20 protein-coding genes are annotated in these 20593 nt (G+C 40.7%); 9 read left to right on the plus strand and 11 right to left on the minus strand.

The annotated features are described in order from the left end of the window. Nucleotides 1-96 precede the first annotated feature (96 nt). The gene (gene selD / locus BANVL01_RS14645; RefSeq protein ID WP_425311813.1) at nt 97-1152 is read left to right on the plus strand and encodes a selenide, water dikinase SelD; all 1056 of its coding nucleotides are present in this window, start codon (nt 97-99) and stop codon (nt 1150-1152) included. A gap of 114 nt (nt 1153-1266) precedes the next feature. Here selD and BANVL01_RS14650 read toward each other — a convergent pair whose 3' ends face one another. The 5 genes from BANVL01_RS14650 to BANVL01_RS14670 all read right to left on the minus strand — a co-directional run bounded on the left by BANVL01_RS14650 (nt 1267) and on the right by BANVL01_RS14670 (nt 5704). Beyond that, nucleotides 1267-2211, minus strand: a complete 945-nt coding sequence (locus BANVL01_RS14650) for an L-threonine 3-dehydrogenase (RefSeq protein WP_066087213.1) — start codon at nt 2209-2211, stop codon at nt 1267-1269. Nucleotides 2212-2298: 87 nt separating this feature from the next. Continuing rightward, a complete protein-coding gene (locus BANVL01_RS14655) occupies nt 2299-3489 on the minus strand; it encodes a glycine C-acetyltransferase (protein WP_066087210.1) in 1191 nt (396 codons plus the stop codon). Nucleotides 3490-3799: 310 nt separating this feature from the next. Beyond that, complete coding sequence (locus BANVL01_RS14660) at nt 3800-4798, minus strand: NAD(P)H-dependent flavin oxidoreductase (RefSeq protein WP_066087207.1); 999 nt, start codon at nt 4796-4798, stop codon at nt 3800-3802. Nucleotides 4799-4917: 119 nt separating this feature from the next. Next, entirely contained in the window at nt 4918-5133 is a 216-nt protein-coding gene (locus BANVL01_RS14665) for a spore germination protein (protein WP_066147911.1), read from the minus strand. Nucleotides 5134-5236: 103 nt separating this feature from the next. Beyond that, nucleotides 5237-5704, minus strand: coding sequence for a hypothetical protein (locus BANVL01_RS14670; RefSeq protein WP_066087203.1), 468 nt, complete (start codon nt 5702-5704; stop codon nt 5237-5239). Nucleotides 5705-5886: 182 nt separating this feature from the next. Here BANVL01_RS14670 and BANVL01_RS14675 point away from each other — a divergent pair, with 182 nt between their 5' ends. From BANVL01_RS14675 to BANVL01_RS14700, 6 genes are all read left to right on the plus strand, one after another. Beyond that, a complete protein-coding gene (locus BANVL01_RS14675) occupies nt 5887-7440 on the plus strand; it encodes an ABC-F family ATP-binding cassette domain-containing protein (RefSeq protein ID WP_066087200.1) in 1554 nt (517 codons plus the stop codon). A gap of 219 nt (nt 7441-7659) precedes the next feature. Then, nucleotides 7660-8559, plus strand: coding sequence for a putative selenate ABC transporter substrate-binding protein (locus BANVL01_RS14680; RefSeq protein ID WP_066087197.1), 900 nt, complete (start codon nt 7660-7662; stop codon nt 8557-8559). A gap of 14 nt (nt 8560-8573) precedes the next feature. After that, nucleotides 8574-9332, plus strand: coding sequence for a phosphonate ABC transporter ATP-binding protein (locus BANVL01_RS14685; protein WP_066087194.1), 759 nt, complete (start codon nt 8574-8576; stop codon nt 9330-9332). Beyond that, nucleotides 9329-10957 (plus strand): PhnE/PtxC family ABC transporter permease, encoded by a 1629-nt coding sequence (locus BANVL01_RS14690; RefSeq protein WP_066087192.1) that lies wholly within the window; start codon nt 9329-9331, stop codon nt 10955-10957. The genes BANVL01_RS14685 and BANVL01_RS14690 overlap by 4 nt, the downstream gene beginning before the upstream one ends. A gap of 170 nt (nt 10958-11127) precedes the next feature. Beyond that, nucleotides 11128-12300 (plus strand): MFS transporter, encoded by a 1173-nt coding sequence (locus tag BANVL01_RS14695; RefSeq protein ID WP_066087188.1) that lies wholly within the window; start codon nt 11128-11130, stop codon nt 12298-12300. Between the two features lie 108 nt (nt 12301-12408). After that, nucleotides 12409-12747: a hypothetical protein gene (locus BANVL01_RS14700; protein ID WP_066087187.1), complete on the plus strand. Its 339-nt coding sequence runs from the start codon at nt 12409-12411 to the stop codon at nt 12745-12747. Nucleotides 12748-12818: 71 nt separating this feature from the next. Here the strand turns inward: BANVL01_RS14700 and BANVL01_RS14705 are convergent, their stop codons facing one another. Continuing rightward, nucleotides 12819-13523, minus strand: coding sequence for a DUF421 domain-containing protein (locus BANVL01_RS14705; RefSeq protein WP_066147916.1), 705 nt, complete (start codon nt 13521-13523; stop codon nt 12819-12821). A 199-nt stretch (nt 13524-13722) separates the two neighbouring features. On the opposite strand from BANVL01_RS14705, the gene BANVL01_RS14710 reads away from it, so the two are divergent. Beyond that, nucleotides 13723-14061 (plus strand): YmaF family protein, encoded by a 339-nt coding sequence (locus BANVL01_RS14710; RefSeq protein ID WP_066087181.1) that lies wholly within the window; start codon nt 13723-13725, stop codon nt 14059-14061. A 152-nt stretch (nt 14062-14213) separates the two neighbouring features. Here the strand turns inward: BANVL01_RS14710 and BANVL01_RS14715 are convergent, their stop codons facing one another. From BANVL01_RS14715 to BANVL01_RS14730, 4 genes are all read right to left on the minus strand, one after another. After that, entirely contained in the window at nt 14214-16349 is a 2136-nt protein-coding gene (locus BANVL01_RS14715; protein WP_082804992.1) for a heavy metal translocating P-type ATPase, read from the minus strand. Beyond that, nucleotides 16342-16710, minus strand: a complete 369-nt coding sequence (locus tag BANVL01_RS14720; RefSeq protein ID WP_066087178.1) for an ArsR/SmtB family transcription factor — start codon at nt 16708-16710, stop codon at nt 16342-16344. Before BANVL01_RS14720 ends, BANVL01_RS14715 begins: the two co-directional genes overlap by 8 nt. A gap of 236 nt (nt 16711-16946) precedes the next feature. Beyond that, on the minus strand, nt 16947-18236 hold the full coding sequence (locus tag BANVL01_RS14725) for a hemolysin family protein (RefSeq protein WP_082804998.1): 1290 nt from the start codon (nt 18234-18236) through the stop codon (nt 16947-16949). Nucleotides 18237-18346: 110 nt separating this feature from the next. Next, nucleotides 18347-18760: a MerR family transcriptional regulator gene (locus BANVL01_RS14730; protein WP_066087173.1), complete on the minus strand. Its 414-nt coding sequence runs from the start codon at nt 18758-18760 to the stop codon at nt 18347-18349. 150 nt (nt 18761-18910) lie between these two features. Here BANVL01_RS14730 and dsdA point away from each other — a divergent pair, with 150 nt between their 5' ends. Further along, entirely contained in the window at nt 18911-20257 is a 1347-nt protein-coding gene (dsdA, locus tag BANVL01_RS14735) for a D-serine ammonia-lyase (RefSeq protein ID WP_066087169.1), read from the plus strand. Between the two features lie 154 nt (nt 20258-20411). Here the strand turns inward: dsdA and BANVL01_RS27810 are convergent. Then, nucleotides 20412-20593 (minus strand): hypothetical protein (locus BANVL01_RS27810; RefSeq protein ID WP_218010666.1); only part of this gene is annotated, 182 nt, incomplete at its 5' end.

Consider the following 20593-nt stretch of genomic DNA (forward strand, 5'->3'; position numbering starts at 1 on the left):
AATATTTTATCCCAGCAGGCTATTGTTGGGCAAATCTTCTGCACTTGTAGTGCGGATTTATTGCGAAACAGGTATACTAATAAAATGGAGGTGGACATGTTGAGTGAACAAGAAAAAATTCGCCTGACCTCTTTATCAACAAAAGCTGGTTGAGGCTGCAAAATTGGTCCTGAGGACCTAGCGCAAGTGTTGCGCTTATTACCGAAACAAGAACCTGTCCCAGAATTATTAGTGGGGCTTGATACTTCCGATGATGCTGGTGTTTATCGATTAACAGACACGATTGCACTTATTCAGACCGTTGATTATTTTACTCCTATCGTCGATGACCCCTATATGTTCGGGCAAATTACGGCTGCAAATGCATTAAGCGATGTGTATGCAATGGGGGGAGAACCGAAAACAGTATTGAATATTGTTGGTTATCCGATTAAAAAGCTTGGCGCAGACATGCTTGCCGAAATACTCCGCGGTGCTGCTGATAAAGTAAAAGAAGCGGGTGCGATTACGGTTGGCGGCCATTCGATTGATGATCAAGAACCTAAGTTTGGTCTGTCTGTTACAGGAATTGTTCATCCGGATAAGGTCTGGAAAAACGTTGGGGCCAAACCCGGTGATTTCCTAGTTTTGACAAAACCTATTGGGGTAGGCATTCTGACCACTGGGATAAAAAGAAGCGTCGTAACGCCAGAGCAGGAACAAATGGTTACAGACACAATGGCGATGCTGAATAAAACGGCAGCAGAAGTGTTAACGAACTATCACCCGCATTCCGTTACAGATGTAACCGGATTTGGCTTACTTGGTCATGGGAGTGAAATGGCAAGTGGAAGTAACGTAAGCTTCGAAATTTCATTTAGCCAAGTACCGCTTCTCGAAGGAGCTATTGAGTTAGCAAGGGATGGTGTTGTACCAGGAGGCTCGAAGTCTAATCATAAATGGTTAGCTGACGATGTCATTTACGACGATATCCTTCCAGAAGAACAGCTTGTCCTTTGTGATGCGATTACCTCGGGCGGCCTCCTTGTTGCCATTAGTGAAGAGGAAGCTTCTAAATATGTTGATAATCTACATTCAAATGGATTAGTCCAAGCAGCAATCATTGGCCGGGTTACCGATAAGAAAGACAAACTAATCTATGTAAGCCGATGACAGCGTGGCATTTATTGCCTCGCTGTTTTTCATTTTTCTATAATGAGAAACAGTCATAACCCAATATCATTATATAAAAAATCCTGAACCCATTTGGTTCAGGATTTTTACTTCTTATAGTTTCTGACGAAGCTTTTCAATCATTTCCTTCGTCATTCTATCTAAATCATACTCGAATTTAAAGCCCCATTCTTCTTTTGCCGCCGTCGCATCAATCGAATTTGGCCAGCTATCCGCGATTTTTTGCCGAGCCGGATCAACATGATAAGAAATTTCAAATCCAGGTACATACTTGGCAATACTAGAAGCAATTTCTTCAGGGTCAAAGCTCATTGCAGTGACATTGAAGGAATTGCGGTGAATTAGCTTGGCTGAATCGGCCTCCATTAAATCAATAATTGCATGTAAGGCATCCGGCATATACATCATATCCATGTAAGTACCTTTATCAATATAAGAGGTATATCTGCCATTTTTGACTGCTTCATAGTAGATTTCAACAGCATAATCCGTTGTTCCGCCGCCTGGAAGGGCCACATGGGAGATTAACCCTGGGAAACGTAAGCCGCGGGTATCGACACCATATTTTTGATGGTAGTAGTCGGCCAATAACTCGCCGGCCACTTTGTTTACCCCGTACATAGTGGAAGGGCGCATAATCGTATCCTGAGGTGTGTTATCCTTAGGTGTAGATGGACCAAAGGCGCCGATTGAGCTTGGTGTGAAAAATTGCGCGTTTAGTTCCCTTGCTGTTTCAAGCCCGTTCAACAGCCCGCCCATATTTAAATTCCAAGCAAATACCGGCTTTGCTTCTGCTGTCGCCGATAGAAGTGCAGCTAAATGCATGACCGTATCCACCTTGTACTTTTTCGCTGTCTCCACCATTTGGTTTAAATCGGTCACATCGACTGTTTCAAACGGACCGCTCCCGGCTGCCTCGCTATCATTCTTTTTTATATCGGTTGCAATCACATTATCTGAACCATAAATGTCTCTCAGCTTTAAGGTCAATTCAGAGCCAATTTGCCCTAAAGCACCTGTAATTAAAATACGTTTCATCGTTTCTCCGTCCTCTTCACTTATGCTAAAAAATTCTGCTTTACATTATAGGTACGTCACCCTCATATCAAGGGTGTCACTGCTGGATTAAATAACACCCATTTCCTTACCGACTTTTTCGTAAATCGCAATGGCTTGATCCAGCATTTCCTTCGTATGGGCAGCCGTCGGCATATTGCGGACACGACCAGTCCCTTGTGGAACGGTTGGGAACACAATTGCCTTCGCATATACTCCCTCTTCATTCAAACGTTTGCTGAATTGCTGGGTAAGCGATTCGTCTCCAATGATACATGGGGTGATTGGCGTTTCACTGTTCCCTATGTTAAACCCTAATGCTTTCAAGCCCTTTTTCAAATAGTTGCCATTTTCCCATAGCTGCTTGTTAAGGTCTGTGCTTTCCATCAAAATCTCAATTGACCGCTTACTTGCCGCTACATCTGCAGGTGTTAACGATGTCGAGAATAGGAATGGACGGCTGCGAACCTTTAACCAGTCAATTAAATTCTTCCTACCAGCGACATAGCCGCCAACAACTCCAATTGCCTTTGATAAAGTACCGATTTGGAAATCAATTTTATCGGATAATCCAAAATGTTTGACTGTCCCTGCACCATCACCAAGAACACCAGAGCCATGGGCATCGTCCACATAGGTAATTAAATCAAATTCTTCGGCTATTTTAACGATTTCCGGAAGTAAGGCAATATCGCCGTCCATCGAGAACACGCCATCGGTAATCACCATAATCTTATTGTAAAGGCCAGATTCCTTTGCTTCCTTGGCTTTTGCACGTAAATCTTCCATATCGGAGTGATTGACACGGATAATTTTTGCTTTAGACAGCCTGCAGCCGTCGATAATCGAGGCATGGTTTAATTCATCCGATAAAATCGCGTCATTCTTATCCATTACTGCAGAAATGGCCGCCATGTTACAATTAAAACCGGACTGGTAAGCGATCGCTGCTTCTGTATGTTTGAATTCAGCCAATTTCTCTTCTAATTCGACATGAAGCTTAAGAGTTCCATTGATTGTTCGAACCGCACCTGCGCCGACGCCGTATGTTTCAATCGCCTCAACTGCCGCTTTTTTTAGACGTTCATCGGTGGCTAGGCCTAAATAGTTATTGGAAGATAAATTGACGAGTTCTCTTCCATTAATCTTTATAATTGGACCATTTGGGCTTTCCAACGGATCGATGACATTATATAGACCCTTACCTCTTAAATCATCAAGATTATCATTTAAAAATTGCTCCAAAATGTTACTGGACACATTCAATTCCCCCTTAGCTTTCTGGATACTGGTAGTAGAAAAAGACATTTGTCCACTCCACGCGGACATTTATGTACCTATTAAACGTTAGTATTGATGGATTCTCCTAGTATACTTTATCATATTTTTTACTATTTGTTCATACCTGGTGGACAAAGTGTGAAAAATATTTTTCTTTCATTTAGATTACCCAATTTGAATCAGGTTATTAGCTTAGATGTTCTTGTTTAATTCGGTCAAAAAAAAATAAGACCTCCGAAAGGTCTTTATTTTTTCAGATTTGTCGACCATGCTGACAACAGACATGCGCTTAGTTTACGGGAATCACGCTAAATTTAGCTGCATTGTTATTAACCTTTTCCAACGCCTCTTGATACTCAGCTTCTAAACGGTTAATAATAGCTGAAGCTGATTCAATTCGGTCAATAGCTCCTACCCCGTGACCGGCGGACCAAATATCGCGCCAGGCTTTCGCATTTGTTTCTCTTTGCATAGTATCGAAGTCAACCTTGTCCTTTTTCTCCAGTTGATTTGGATCTAGACCTGCTTTGACAATACTAGGTTTTAGCATATTACACATAATGCCGGAGAATGCATCCGTTAAAATAATATCTTCCTGGGTTGCCTCAACCAGCATTTCCCGGTATTCATAATTGGCCATGCTTTCTGTAGCAGCAATAAAACGCGTGCCCATATAGGCAAAATCTGCTCCAGCAGCCTGAGCAGCTAATACTCCCTTTCCTGTAGAAATAGAACCAGCTAGGATAATGATTCCATCCCAGAATTTCCGAACAGTATCCACAAAAGCAAAACTATTAATCTGCCCCGCATGCCCGCCGGCGCCGCTGGCTACCAAAATTAACCCATCAACACCAGCCTCTGCTGCCTTCCTGGCAAATTTCAGGTCGCTGACATCCGAAAAAACCAGGCCGCCATATTCATGGACAATCTCAACAACTTGTTTTGGACTGCCTAATGAGGTGATGACTAATTGTGGCTTGTGTTTTTGAATTAATGCCAATTCTTCCTGAAGTCGGCTGTAAGTGCTATGTACGACCATATTCATCGCCCACGGTGCAATCTTACGGTTTGGCTCTTTAGCGCGAGCCTCCCCAAGTTCCTCGTTCAATTGCCCCATCCATTGGTCAAGAACCTCAATTGGCCTGGCATTAGGGGCAGGAAATGAGCCAATAACCCCATTTAAGCAGCAATTTTTCACAAGCTCGGTGCCTGACACCAAAAACATCGGGGCAGCAATGACCGGCAATCTTAATTGTTGATACCATTGATCAGGAATTGATTTCTTCATATCCTCTCACCTCATAGTTTCGAATTTTCTGATTTTATTACTTGTTTTCATCATACCTGAAAATGAATGAGTATTCAATCAGTAAAATCACAGAGACTAACGAAATAAAGACGGTCCTATTATAGCACCGTCTCAACTAATTCTTTTAACTCTTTCAACTTCTTCTGCTGCGCTGGATTCAGCCCAGAGTTTGTGATAATTGTCTGTCCTGCATTTTCGGAACCAGAACCTGCAACTGTTTTTGTTATGGTTATTGGTGCAATTATTTCAGCGCCGCCAAAGTTGACAATTCCTCCTGAAACTGTGCCAATTGAAATGCCGTCTTGTCTGACCACCTTCACCACTCCTCCCATCTATTTTTATTAATATATGTACAAGCTGGTATCCTTGTTTAAACGTCTTCATTAGAAATAGAAAAAGAGGCTGCATTCGCAGCCTCTACGTTTCCCTGATTCGTTCAATCCTGCCTATCCACTTATAATAACATAACAAGATCAATAAAAGGATGGGGTCAATAAGGGCTGCATGCCATAATTTCCACCAGCCGTAATGGAAGTAACCCCACGGCTCTGGAAGCAGGGTAATTAGTTCGTATAGTAAGATGGCACATACAAACAGGATGATATAAACTATACGTTTGCTGATTTTAGCTTTAATTGGATACCAATTTAAAAACATCATGTTGACTGGCGGGACAAGCAACACATGCGGAAGTACTCCTTCCCATTCAATTGCTTTTTTAAAATACCAATAGCCATGAAATTTAAATTCCATGAACATATCGAAAAGCGTTTGGAAAGCAATCGTAAATGTCCAGATATGAACAATATGATTAGACGTTAATCTATTATTGGTCTTAAAGGCAATAAAATTAAATACAAAAATAGCAATTAAAAGTCCTATCATACATTTTTTCCTTTTTTTAATTAAATTGCCCAAATAATATTGGGATTTATTCATTGCCATTCAAATAGCCTGTGATTTGGAGAATCCATCATTCAAAAAATTTACAGTATTTTTCTTTTTAAAAATCTAGTATGATGTAGAAATGTATAAATTCCTGAATAAAGCGAGGATTACGAATAACAATGAGCTTATTAACTGTTGATAACTTATCTCATACATTTGGAGACCGCACCTTATTTAAGGATGTTTCCTTTCGATTATTAGCTGAAGATCACGTCGGCCTTGTCGGTGCCAATGGCGTCGGAAAATCTACGTTAATGAATATTATTACCGGCCAATTAATTCATGACAGCGGCCGGGTAGAATGGACACCTGGTGCCCATTACGGCTATTTGGATCAGCATACCATCCTGACTTCTGGAAGAACGATGCGTGATGTTCTACGCGACGCCTTCCTTCCCCTTTTTGAAAAAGAAAAGGAATTAAATGAGGTAACCGCCCAAATGGCTGATGCTTCTCCTGAAGAGCTGGAAGATCTGTTGGAAAAAATGGGTGAAATCCAAGATGCCCTTGATGCCGGCGGATTCTATTCATTAGATATCAAAATTGAAGAAGCAGCCCGAGGATTAGGCCTGGATGCGATTGGATTAGATCGGGACGTTGCTGCACTCAGCGGCGGGCAAAGAACAAAGGTCCTGCTTGCAAAACTGCTTTTGGAGCAGCCCAAGGTTCTATTGCTTGACGAGCCAACCAACTATTTAGATGTTGAGCATATTCGCTGGTTAACATCTTATTTAAAAGAGTACCCATATGCGTTTATTCTCATTTCCCATGATACGGAATTTATGAATCCAGTATCCAATGTTATTTTTCAATTGGAATTTTCCAAGCTTACCCGCTATACGGCAAGCTATGAAAAATACTTGGAACTCGCGGAAATCAATAAGAACCAGCATATTAACGCCTATGAAAAACAAATGGAATTCATTAAAAAACAAGAAGATTTCATCGCTAAAAACAAAGCCCGTTATTCGACGACAGGCCGGGCTAAGAGCCGTCAAAAGCAGCTGGATCGGATGGAACGGATTGACCGTCCGGAAACTGCGGTAAAGCCTACTTTCGGTTTCAAAGAATCCCGCAGCAGCAGCCGGTATGTCTTCGAAGCCAATGATTTAGAAATTGGCTACGACCATGCGCTGCTGCCGAAAATGAATATGACATTAGAGCGCGGCGAAAAAGTTGCGATCATCGGCTGTAATGGGGTTGGAAAATCAACGCTTCTTAAGACGATGCTTGGCAAACTAGATCCTTTAAATGGAAAGGTTGAACGCGGTGATTTCCTCTTCCCTTCTTATTTTGAGCAAGAGGTAAAAGCAGCAGGAATGACGCCGATTGATGATGTTTGGAATGCCTTCCCTTCGATGGATCAGCACCAGGTGCGCGCTGCACTTGCCCGCTGTGGCTTAAAGAATGAACATATCTCCCGCCCGATGAATCAACTAAGCGGCGGCGAACAAGCTAAGGTTCGCATTTGTAAGCTAATGATGAATGAAAGTAACTGGATTTTATTCGACGAGCCGACAAACCATTTAGATATCGTTGCCAAAGCAGAATTGAAGCGTGCCCTTAAAGAATACAAAGGGACTGTTGTCCTTGTCTGCCATGAACCTGATTTTTATGAAGATTGGGTAACAAAGGTATGGAATGTTGAGGAATGGTCGCAGCAGACTGTATAAGCGGTAACATCATAGCCCCCTGCACTTTAGCTGGGGGTTTTGCTTTTTGCTTCGTTTCCAATATTCCCCTATGTATATAACCGATTACCTTTCATCGAACAAATAGATAATTTGGCTTTATTTTGATACAATTATTCTTTATAATGTAAAATCTAAGACACTTCCATTGGATTTATCAATGGGTGTAATCTAAAAAAAATAATTGAGGTGTGTTTTACAATGAAAAAATGGCTTTCCGCCCTTATTCTGGTTATGGTTGTATTTTCCCTAGCTGCTTGCGGGCAAAAGAATGATAAAGCTGGTGAAGGAAAAAAAGAGGCAACAACAAAAGAAGTGTTTAAAATTGGAGCAATTCCTGACCAAAATGCCGCTGATCTTGACAAAGGCATGACGGCAGTTGCTAAATATCTTAGTGAAAAGACAGGATTAAAGGTTGAATTTGTACCGTCAGTTGATTATGCAGCACTCGTAACTGGTTTTCAACGCGGAGAAATTCATATGGCCTGGTTTGGCGGCTTAACAAGTGTTCAGGCAAGAAACCTTGTCCCTGAAGCAGAGTCGATTGTCCAACGGCCGCGCGATGCTGAGTTCCACTCCGTATTTATTACCCAGTCTTCCGAAAATTTCACGAAGCTGGAGGATTTAAAAGGCAAGTCATTTACCTTTGGCAGTGAAAGCTCTACTTCCGGGCATTTAATGCCGCGTTACTATTTAACAGAGGCAGGAATTGATCCGAATACAGACTTTGATGGCAAGCCTAACTTCTCTGGCTCACATGATACAACATACAAGCTGATTGAATCAGGTGCCTTTAAAGCAGGGGCATTGAACGAGGCAGTTTGGGAAGCAGCTGTAAAAGAAAAAAAAGTAGATACGAATAAAGTAAAAGTATTCTACACTACTCCTGCCTATTTTGACTATAATTGGACGGTAAACAGCAATGTTGAAGATGTTTTTGGAAAGGGTACGAAGAAAAAAGTAAAAGAAGCCCTTCTCTCGATTACTAGCGAGCAAAAAGAAATTGCTGATTTATTCCAAACCGATCGTTTTGTTGAAACAAAAAATGATAATTACAAAAAGATTGAAATGGTTGCAAAAGAACTAAAGATCATTAAGTAGTAGGTGCAATAGAAATGTCTTCAAAACACATGATTGAAGCAAAAAATTTAACAAAACACTTTGAGCGGAAGATAGCCCTATCTTCCCTTTCTTTTACCATTAAACAAGGGGAATTAGTAGCTTTAATTGGACCAAGCGGTGCCGGTAAAACGACGCTGCTTAATGCCATTGCTAGAATGGTACCACTGTCTAGCGGCGAACTTCTTTTAGATGGACAGCCCCTATCGGCCTATAAAAACGGTAAAATATTGGCCAAAAAAATCGGTGTAATTCGCCAGCAATTCGATTTAATTGGACCGCTGGCAGTGATTCATAATGTGTTAGCCGGAAAACTGTCTGAATGGGGTACTGTTAAATCTCTCTTTTCATTACTCGTTCCACAGGAAAAAGAACTTGCAATAAAAGCATTAGAACGGGTTGGACTTCATGGGAAGGCGTTTGAAATCACCTCAACCTTATCCGGCGGGGAGCAGCAGCGTGTTGCCATGGCAAGACTAATGGTGCAAAAGCCTGAAGTGATTTTGGCCGATGAACCGGTTGCCTCCCTTGATCCTGCAAGAGCCGATGATATTCTGGCGATGCTGACGAAAATCGTTACCGAAGAAGAGCAAACGTTAATCACGAGCTTGCATTCTGTTGAATACGCCAGAAAGTATTTTACCAGAATTATTTCTTTGAAAAATGGTGAAATATTTTTTGACCTACCGACAGAAAATGTAACAGATGACCTTTTAGCCGAATTGTACCAGCTTAAAAGCGGTGATAAGGTATGAAATCGATTTTTCGCATGCATAATCGGTTCATCCTTACTTTAGTTTTGGCAGCTGTTTTTGTCTGGAGTCTTTTCTCTATCCAATGGGGTACTGACCTATTCCATGCTGGCGGCATACCGACGATGCTGCAAATTTTTGAAGGTCTCATTCATCCTGATTTGTCCACAGGAGTGTTATCACTTGGCATTGAATCAGCGTGGATCACCCTTGCCTACGCCGTTGCTGGGATGTCGCTCGCAATTATTTATGCTTTTATCGTCGGAATTCTCGCCTCAGGTGTACTAGCTTCTAATAAAACCTCCAGGATTATTTCAAAAGTGTTTTTTAGAGGTATATTAGGATTCACCCGATCCATTCATGAACTAATTTGGGCTTGGCTTTTTGTTGCCGCAGTCGGTCTTTCACCATATGCGGCAATTTTTGCCCTTGCGATTCCATATGGCGGTATTCTCGGCCGGATTTTTGCTGATATGTTAAATGATGTTTCCGCTCAGCCCATAAAGGCATTAAAATCTGCTGGTGCAAACAAGCTGCAAACCTTGATTTATGGCTATCTTCCATTGATTTGGGCGGATATGATCAGCTATACGATGTACCGCTTTGAATGTGCAATTCGTTCTTCGGCTATCATGAGTTTCGTTGGACTCGGCGGCCTAGGCTATCAGATTCAGCTTTCGCTTGCCGATTTGAAATATGATCAAGTATGGTCGTATGTGTTTTTTCTAATTGGATTGGTGCTGGTTGTAGATATTTGGAGTAATTTTGTACGTAAAGGGTTAACGGAACGGAAGCGGCGCCATGGTTTCAGCACTGGGTGGAGATCCACTTTTTTTGCTATCCTTTTAATCCTTGGTTCTTGGGTGTATATCAGATTGGCCGAGAATGCCCAGTTATTTGAATTACTTTCTGGTAAAAATTTCGAATATGCGAAGAAGTTTTTCGGGGGCTTGATTGGCTTAAACGATAGGCATCCGGCTTTCCTCGATTCTGGAAGCTGGGCTGCCGCATTAAAATTGACGCTTGAAACGCTTGAAATGAGCATCATGGCGATTGGGTTTGCAACGATTGCAGCGTTTTTCACTGTTATTCCAGCGGCAAGGAACATTGCTAATGGCAGTTTGACTTCGAATAAAAAGTGGTACAATTGGTTTCTATATGGAATTGTCCGTGTCGTTTATATTTTTTCACGATCGGTTCCAGAGTTAGTTTGGGCGATGATGATAATCTTTATCTTTAAACCTGGACTGCTGCCGGGAGCGGTTGCCCTTGCCCTCCATAACTTTGGAATCCTAGGTAAGCTTTGGGCAGAAGTAATCGAAGACATGGATCCAAGGCCGATTCAAAATTTAGCTGCCTCTGGTGCTTCCAAGGTAGAAACATTTTTTTACGGCATCCTTCCAATGGTTTTACCGCGATTTCTCACCTATATTCTTTACCGCTGGGAAGTTATTATGAGAACAACGATTGTCGTTGGCTTTGTCGGAGCGGGCGGTTTGGGAATGGATTTCAAATTGGCAATGAGCTATTTCAATTACACACAAATCACCCTGCTTCTCTTATGTTATATGATTCTTGTCATCATCGCCGACTTTACATCAGAAAGCACAAGAAAAGCGGTTAAATAAGCAAAAGAACACATTTCCAAATAGAGATGTGTTCTTTTTCATAAGGTTTTACGAATGGTTTGGCTGCATACTAATGCCAAGATAGGAAAAAATTGATTAGATTGTTTATTTCCATTATCCTATAAGAGGACAGAAATGACTTTTTGAATCATCTAGGGAGTGAGAATCCAGTGCAAACAAAGTCTGCTTTACCGATTTTATTTGTGGTAATGTTTTTGGTTATGGTTGGTTTCGGTATTATTATTCCAGTTTTACCTTTTTATGCTGAGCAAATTGGGGCAAATCCCACTGAACTTGGATTGTTAATGGCGGTTTATTCGCTGATGCAGCTTATTTTTGCACCAATGTGGGGTCAGGTTTCCGATCGCATCGGACGGAAGCCGGTGATGATGATTGGGATATTCGGTCTCGGTTTATCTTTTCTTATCCAAGCTCTCTCAGCTGAACTATGGATGTTATTTGCAGCCAGAATACTAGGTGGTATTCTTTCATCTGCAAATATGCCTACCGCAATGGCCTATGTTGCGGACATCACAACGGAAGAAAATCGCGGGAAAGGAATGGGAATTGTCGGTGCTGCCACAGGGTTGGGGTTTGTGTTCGGACCAGCGATTGGCGGTATTTTTTCGAATTTCAGCTTAAGTATGCCCTTTTATCTTGCAAGTGGATCCTCCTTTATCACCTTGATCCTGGTATTTATTCTGTTAAAGGAATCAAAACAAAAAAAAGGTCCTACCTCAAAGGAAAAAACATCCATCTGGAAGGCCTTCAATGGAGCCGTGTCCGTGCTGTTTTTCGTACAGCTATTAATTTCGTTATCTCTCTCAGGGTTAGAGGCAACATTTGCTTATTTTGCCGCTAAAAAAGCAGGTTTAGACGCAATCCAACTTGGATATATTTTCATGATCATGGGTTTTGGGAGTGCAATGGTTCAAGGTGGCTTGGTCGGCAGATTAACAAAAAAATACGGGGAAAGTGCAGTCATACAAGGCGGCATGATTATTTCAGCGATAGGATTCGGTTCCATCTTGCTTGTACATAGTTTTACAACTGCTGCGATTTATTTAACTATTTTTGGGCTCGGTAACGGAGTGATCCGCCCAAGTGTCTCTTCACTACTTACCAAGACGTCCACAGTAGGACATGGAAGCTCAACCGGGCTTTTATCATCCTTTGATTCATTAGGCCGCATTATCGGTCCGCCGCTCGGAGGCTGGCTGTTTTCAATGGCGGCGGGTCTGCCTTATATTTCAGGAGCCATTATCACAATCGTTGCCTTTTTGCTATTTGTCGTCTTCCGCCCGCAGATGAATACAGCAAAAGCACCAAATGTACAAAATTAATTTGGAGCTCCGCCCTTTTTCCACAAAATTAAACTTGGAGGCATATGACAACATAGGACATGCATAAAATGGATACAGGATGATTCTATAAAAGGAGCCCTGTATATCATGAAAATAAAAACCTTTACAAGTGTTGCTTGCCTATTGGTGACCTTAGCAATTGCTGCCTACTTGGATTCACCTTACTCATTTTTTAATAAAAACTATGCCTATTCATCCGTTCAGCCTGCCATGGCCCAACCCGTTGCTGTTGAGCCATCAAGTGATATTCCGGAATTGGAAGAAAAACTAGAGAAACGCGAAAGAGTGGATGGCTATATCGTAGAAACGTACGAGGAATATGAAGTATATAAGGACAAGGATGGAAATGTTATAAAAAGTGAACCCACAGGAAAAACAGATAGCATAAGATATTGGGATAATAGCAAAAAGACCGCTGACGATTAAATCGATTAGCGGTCTTTTGCTATTATTCCTCCTAAACTGTTCTTTCATATAATCAATTATACGGGGAAATGCTACCCCTTCCCTGGCTTGTAGTAATAAGGATCATTTTTATGTTCTTTCATTTCATTATTATCGATAAAAACTTTTCGATTTTCTAAAAAAGTAGCTAAGGTAATTGTTTCTACTTTTTCGCCGACTTTTTCCACCTCATTAAGTAACCAGCTTCGGTCGAGTTGAAGATATTTTAAATTTTGATCAAGAATTTGCCCATCCATAATCAATGGAATAGGTATATATTCTTTCTTTACATTTAAGTTTAAATCATTAGGTTGGATTGGCCGGTAATCTGACTTAGGGATTACACTAATACTCCCTGTATCTTCCATTACTGCCATTTCAATATTTAGGGTATCCGTGTACCCTTTTACTCTTAATTGTGATAATAGTTCATTAATCGTCATCCGAACCTTTTTCAGCCCTTTTCTATCAATATCACCGTTACGAATCAATACTGTCGGACTATCATAAAGAATCCATCTTAATTTATTATATAAAGATAAACGTACAAAGATTTTATATAAAATGACTATGATTGCAGCGTACGTTAACGATTTTCCAATATGATTGACTTCCACCGGTGTACTAATGATATTGGTAAGTACGTAGATATATAATAAGTCAAATGAATGCATTTCGCCTACAGCCTTTTTTCCAGTCACCCGTAAAAACAAATAGCCCATTATAAAAACGATGAAAGCGCGGTAAAATGTTTCCAATTCCCCATCTCTCCTAAAGTTATCCAGCATATAGAACCGTGTAATTTAATCTTAAGGTATCGTTAGTATTTGATGTTTCCTACATCCATATACGAGAGGAATTAACGACAACCCTATTTTTTAAAATAATTGAATTATTCCTAGGAGATGAAGCGGATAGTTTATTAATCATAATAGTAAATAAGAAAGGGTGAATTTAATGGCGAAAATAGGAAAGGATGATTTTGTAAATGGATTTGTTCCCCGCCATAACCATGGGTCAGTTGATTATACAGGACTAAGCTCAAATCATGTTCATCAATGCTTGGATGTTACATCACCACCGATTCAAACCCAAGATGGAGGTCATATCCATTATACTGAAGGATATGTTTTGTTTGAGGATGGTCATACCCACCATTATCAAGCATACTCCGGACCACCGATTCCAGTTGGAAATGGAATGCATGTTCATTACTATGATTTCCATACCACAGAAGATGCTGGACATAGTCATCATGTTAAAGGGGTTGATCACCCAGCTCCAGGTACGAAGTAATCAAATATACACAGATGTAGAGAAATATCCACCAAGTACTAGATACCGATTATGAATCGATGAAAAGAATAAGAAGGTGCGAGCAATCGCACCTTCTTATGTTCAAACCATTATTCACATTTATTCTCATCCACATTCGGAAGCCCAATAAATTATTTATCTTTTACACGGAGAAGTCGTAATCCATTCAATGTGACAATAAGCGTTGCACCCATATCCGCAAAGATCGCAATCCAAAGTGTTAACCATCCTGGAATGACTAGTAACAGCGCCAATAGTTTAATGCCTAGTGAGAAGGTGATATTTTGTTTGATAATGAATAAGGCTTTTCTGCTTAGTTTTACCGTGAATGGAAGTTTACCTAGATCATCGGCCATTAAAGCAATATCTGCTGTTTCTAACGCTGTGTCTGTTCCTGCTCCGCCCATAGCAATCCCGACATTCGATGCAGCTAGAGCTGGCGCATCATTCACACCGTCACCGACCATTGCAACATGGTCGTATTTATTTCGCAGATTTTTAATAAACGTTAATTTATCCTGTGGTAATAGATCTGCCTGAATGTCAGAAACTCCTACCTGCTTTCCAATTGCATTGGCAGTCCCTGAATTATCACCCGTAAGCATGATTGTTTTTTGAATCCCTAGCGAGTGAAGTTTCTGAATAACAGACTTACTGTTTCCTCTCACTTCATCAGCAACTGCAAGAAGTGCCAGTATTTCAGTAGCCGTACCAGCCGCCATAACGGTTTTCCCTTGATTTTGCAGTTCAATAATCTTTGCTTTTAGGTTTGCCGAAATTCCATTTGGTAAGATTTCATCGAATAAATTGGGACTGCCGACATAATACATTTTATCGTTGACCCTGCCTTTGATTCCTTTACCGGTAATGGAAGAGAAGTCAGCTATTTTAATGTCTTTGTAAGGTACGTTTTCCTGCTTTGCTTTTTTGATTATCGCTGAAGCCAAGGGATGCTGTGAACTATTTTCTAAAGCAGTTATGATGGCTAGCAGTTCATTCGCATTTTTATTGGTTTGGAGAAGATAATCCGTTACCACTGGAATTCCTTCCGTCAAAGTTCCTGTTTTATCTAAGGCAATTGCTTTAATTGCACCCATTTCCTCTAAATGGATACCGCCTTTGATTAAAACCCCATTTCGGGCTGCATTACCAATTGCAGTCACAATCGAAACAGGAGTCGAAATGACAAGTGCGCAAGGACAGCCAACCACCAATACAGCCAGCCCTTGATAAATCCATTTACTCCAATCCCCATCAAATAATAACGGCGGGAGCACTGCCACTAACAGTGAAATGAACATAATAACGGGTGTATAATATTTGGCAAAGCGATCGACAAATGCTTGGGATGGAGCCCTTTCTGCTTGAGCTTCTTCGACAAGATGAATGATTTTGGCAATCGTGGTATCGTCCACATGTTTCGTGACTTTCACTTCAAGAAGTCCTTCGTCATTTAATGTTCCAGCAAAAACCTCATCATCAATCGATTTCGAAACGGGGACAGATTCACCCGTGATTGCTGCCTGATTAACTGCGGATTCTCCTTTTACTACCATACCGTCCATGGCGATTTTCTGTCCAGGTTTTACGATTAAAATGTCACCGATTTGAATTTTGTTCACTTCTACTGTAATTTCTTCGTTGTTCCTTCGAATTAAGGCCTCTTTAGGTGCAATATCCATTAACGAGCGAATCGATTGCCGTGCTTTATCCATTGAGTAGGATTCTAGTACCTCACTAATGGCAAACAAGATGACAACAGTTGCTCCTTCTCCCCACTCGCCGATGATGGCTGCTCCAATAACGGCGATGGTCATCAGGGTTCTCATATCAAATTCTAAACGGAATAAATTTTTCAGTCCGGTGGCAAATAGGCGATACCCACCTACTAAAATGGCCGCTCCATACGCTAAAATCGAAAAAATACTCTCTTCGCCGTACACTTGCCCGGCAAACCAGCCAATCAACAACAAAACAAATGAGGCAATAACTGTTGAATATTTTTTCAAGAAAGGTTCTTTTTTCTCTTCAAATCGTTGTTTATCAGGAATGACTTTGATATTTTCAAAAGCCCCTGCTTTCTCTAATTCCGCTATTGTGGTTTCACCAAAAACCGTAAGTTTGGAAGCACCGAAATTTACACTTGCATTAGAAACACCATCCAGGTGTTTTACGTTCGTTTCGAACTTTGTCGCACAGCCAGCTCAGGTGAATCCCTGTATCCGATAGACGGTTTTTTCATTTGATTGTTCTAACGCGTTACTCATGGGAGGCCACCTCCTTTTGATGCTCAAATGCGATTTGAATAAGTTGTTTAACATGGTCATCGTCAAGTGCGTAGAAAACCAATTTGCCTTCTTTACGATATTTCGCTAACCCTAATTTTCGCAGCAGCCGCAAATGATGGGAAGCTGTAGCTGTCGTACTTCCCACGATATTAGCTACATCACATACACATAATTCATCTTCAACGCTTAAGGCGTAAGCAATTTTTATTCTAGTGTCATCGGATAACGCTTTAAATATTTGTGAAACAGCCATTGTATTTTGCTGGGAAACCGATTCTTTTACACGTTTTACTTTTTCCTCATCAACGCAGGTTATTTCGCATATATCATCATGTTTCATCTATTTCACCACCCATTAATCAAATGCCTATTTGATTATTAGTATATGTTTTATTGCTAAAATGGTCAAATATTTATTTGAATATAAAGAAAACTCGCCGATTGGCGAGCCGTTAGGCGGTTCATGAGGCGTAGTTGCACTTATGCCTGATGGGAAAGTTATACTTTCCTATCGGCTGAAAAAGCGGTAACACCATATGGGAGTTACCGCATTCTTTAGTAATGTATTAATTTCCGTTAAGCACAGGATTCCTGCTTGATAATTTTGACAATCTCTAAAGACTTAATATGATACCCATCGACTTCAAGAACTTTAAACTCATAGTCCTTGTAGCTAATGGTATCGCCTTCGGATACTTCCATTTTTTCCGAGAGGATCCAGCCGCCGATTGTATCGATATCAGATTCGTCTATGTCTAATCCTAACAAATCATTGATTTCATTAATGAGGACTTTCCCATCCACAATCGTTTTATTTGGACCTATTTTGTTAATTTCAGGAACTTCATCCGCATCAAATTCATCACGAATTTCTCCAACAATTTCTTCCAAAATATCTTCTACCGTGACTAATCCTGCTGTTCCGCCATACTCGTCGATTAAGATGGACATATGAACACGGTCTTTTTGCATTTTAACTAATAAATCATGGATTGGAATCGTTTCAATGACTTGGATGACGGGACGAACATATTCCTCTATAGAAGTTTCAACATTCTTCCCTTTAATATACTCTGTAAATACTTCCTTCATATTGACCATTCCAACGATGTTATCTTTTTCGCCATCGATGACCGGGTACCGCGTATAATTTTCTTCCGTAACGATTTTCAGACATTCATCTAACGTTTGTGAGATATCAAAAGCGACAATTTCAGTTCTTGGCACCATAATTTCATTAGCATTTCGATCATCGAATTCAAAAATATTATTCACATATTTATATTCAGATTGATTAATTTCACCGCTTTTATAGCTTTCAGAAATAATGATTTGAAGTTCCTCTTCGGAGTGTGCAGTTTCGTGTTTGGAAGCGGGCTTCAGCCCGAATAGCCCAGTAATCATGCGGGCAGAGCCATTTAATGCCTTAATAAAAGGATACATGATTTTATAAAATAGCATCATCGGTCTGGCGAAAATTAACGTGATCGTTTCGGCCTTTTGAATAGCAAACGTTTTCGGTGCCAGCTCGCCTACTACGACGTGAATGAAGGTTACCGAAGCAAACGCCAATATAAATGATGTTATACTTGATACCGATTCCGGCATGTTTAATTTAACCAAGAGCGGATGCAGGATAAGTTCCACTGTTGGTTCTCCCAGCCAGCCTAGACCTAATGCCGTAACGGTAATCCCTAATTGACAAGCAGATAAATATTCATCAAGATTTGTCACAATTGTTTTAGCCGCGACCGCATTCCTGCTGCCTTCTGCAACTAGCTGATCAATTCGCGTGCTGCGAATTTTAACAATAGCAAATTCGTATGATACGAAAAACGCTGTAAAAGCAATTAAAATTGCTATCATTAGCAAATTAAAAATGATCAATGGTCTCCTTACTTAAACATTTCAAGTAAGGAATACACCTCCTGTTTTTTTCCAAGTTAGTTCATTATTTTCGAGTAAAGATTTTAGCTTTATTTAAAAAGTAAATATAATGTTTGTGCCAATGTAATTCCTTGCGGCGTTAATTTGCTTACCAGTTGTTCTTTTTGTTGCTTGTTTAATTTTTGTAGAATAGGTTGCATCGCCTTTAATTCCTCTTTTAAATGCTCCATAATCAGCGCAATTTGTTCAAAATGTTGCTCGACCTTTTGTTTGTCGATACTATTTTCTGAGTGCATCATTTCAATGGAAGACTTGATTTCCTCAAGCGGCATTTTAAGATTCTTGTAATGTTCTACCAGCTCCAAAATCTGAATCGTCTCATGACCATACAATCGATAATTAGAATCCGTTCTAATCGGGTTAAGTAAGCCCATTTGGGTGTAATAATCAATTGTCCTTTTAGAGATATTCATTAACTTTGCTATTTCACCAATTCGATACAACTTCCCAATGGACTCCCCCCTTTTCTATTTTTCTATTAAAATACTATAACACAATATAAACCGTACAGTCAACGTGCCGGTTTTCAAGCAAGATTGATAAGCTGAGTTTGTGTTAAACTGAATTTGAAATCTGATTGGAGGATTACTTAGATGGAAAAAACCGATATTCAATCATGGCTGGAGGATCAAAACCTTTCTTTACTGGAAAATATCTTATCACTGGAAGAAGTATTTTGGTCCAATCCGAAACTTGAAAAATTCCAAAATGGAATCGAAAAGTCACTGCTTTCCGAAGAGGATGTGGCAGGTGCTGAGGAAAGATTAAAACGGTTTGCCCCCTACATTGCTAAGGCTTTTCCTGAGACCAGCGTTTCAAAGGGCATTATAGAATCTCCCTTGTTGAAGATTCCGACGATGAAAGAAAAATTGGAGCTAGATTACGGTGGACCTATAGTGGGTGAACTCCTGTTAAAATGTGATAGCCATCTCCCAATTTCAGGTTCGATTAAAGCAAGAGGCGGCATTTATGAAATCCTAAAACATGCAGAAGAACTGGCCTTGGAAAACCAATTGTTATCCATTCATGATGATTATTCGATTTTAGCCAGCGAAAAGTTCCACACCTTCTTTTCTCACTATTCAATTGCGGTAGGCTCCACTGGAAATTTAGGCTTAAGTATTGGCATCATCAGTGCGAAGTTAGGGTTTAAAGTAACCGTTCATATGTCCGCTGATGCAAAACAATGGAAAAAAGACTTGCTTCGGAGCAAAAATGTCCATGTGATCGAGTATGACGCAGATTATAGTAAAGCTGTTGAGGAAGGCAGAATCCAAGCTGAAGCAGACCCTAGATGTTATTTTGTGGATGATGAAAATTCCCGTGATTTATTTTTAGGGTATGCGGTGGCTGCCTCACGATTGAAAAGACAATTAGTAGAATTAGCGATTACTGTTGATGAAAATCATCCATTGTTCGTTTACCTTCCCTGCGGTGTCGGCGGCGGCCCTGGAGGCGTAGCATTTGGGTTGAAATTAATGTTTCAGGACCACGTCCACTGCTTCTTTGCCGAACCTACCCACTCACCGTGTATGTTACTCGGCTTAATGACGGGCCTTCATGAGCAAATTTCGGTCCAAGATCTTGGTATTGATAATGTGACTGACGCAGATGGTCTTGCTGTCGGAAGACCATCTGGATTTGTCGGCAGAACCGTAGAACCTTTTTTAAGCGGAAATTACACAGTCAGCGATGATTGTTTGTACAAACTGTTAAAGGACCTCGTGGATACTGAGGATATTTATTTGGAACCTTCTGCACTGGCGGGCATGATCGGACCAGTTAAATTATCTAAAGAGGGTTCCGATTATTTACAAAAGTATGATTTAGTGAACAAAACGGGTAATGGTACCCACATTGTTTGGGCGACTGGCGGGGGGATGGTCCCGAAGGCAATGATGAATCAATATTATCAAAAGGGAATCGTGAACAGCTGGTAATGATTTTGAATCATGCAGCTGTTTTTCATTGCTATTTACTTTTGCAATATTTACAAAAATAAGAAAAGGACTCATCGATTGATGAATCCTGCTTATTATTTGACTCCCTTAGGAAGATTTACTATTCATTCCTATTTGGGACCTTTCTTACCTTTCAAACCACGTTTGCCCTTGCTTCCTCTGCTTCCACGTGAGCCCCTGCTTCCTCCACGTGAGCCCCTGCTTCCTCTTGATCCGCGGCTGCCTCTGCTTCCTCGTGAGCCCCGGCTTCCTCTGCTTCCTCCACGTGAGCCCCGGCTGCCTCTTGATCCACGGCTTCCTCTTGATCCACGGCTT

This window comes from Neobacillus novalis NBRC 102450, from assembly GCF_001591805.1.
Classification (GTDB): domain Bacteria; phylum Bacillota; class Bacilli; order Bacillales; family Cytobacillaceae; genus Neobacillus; species Neobacillus novalis.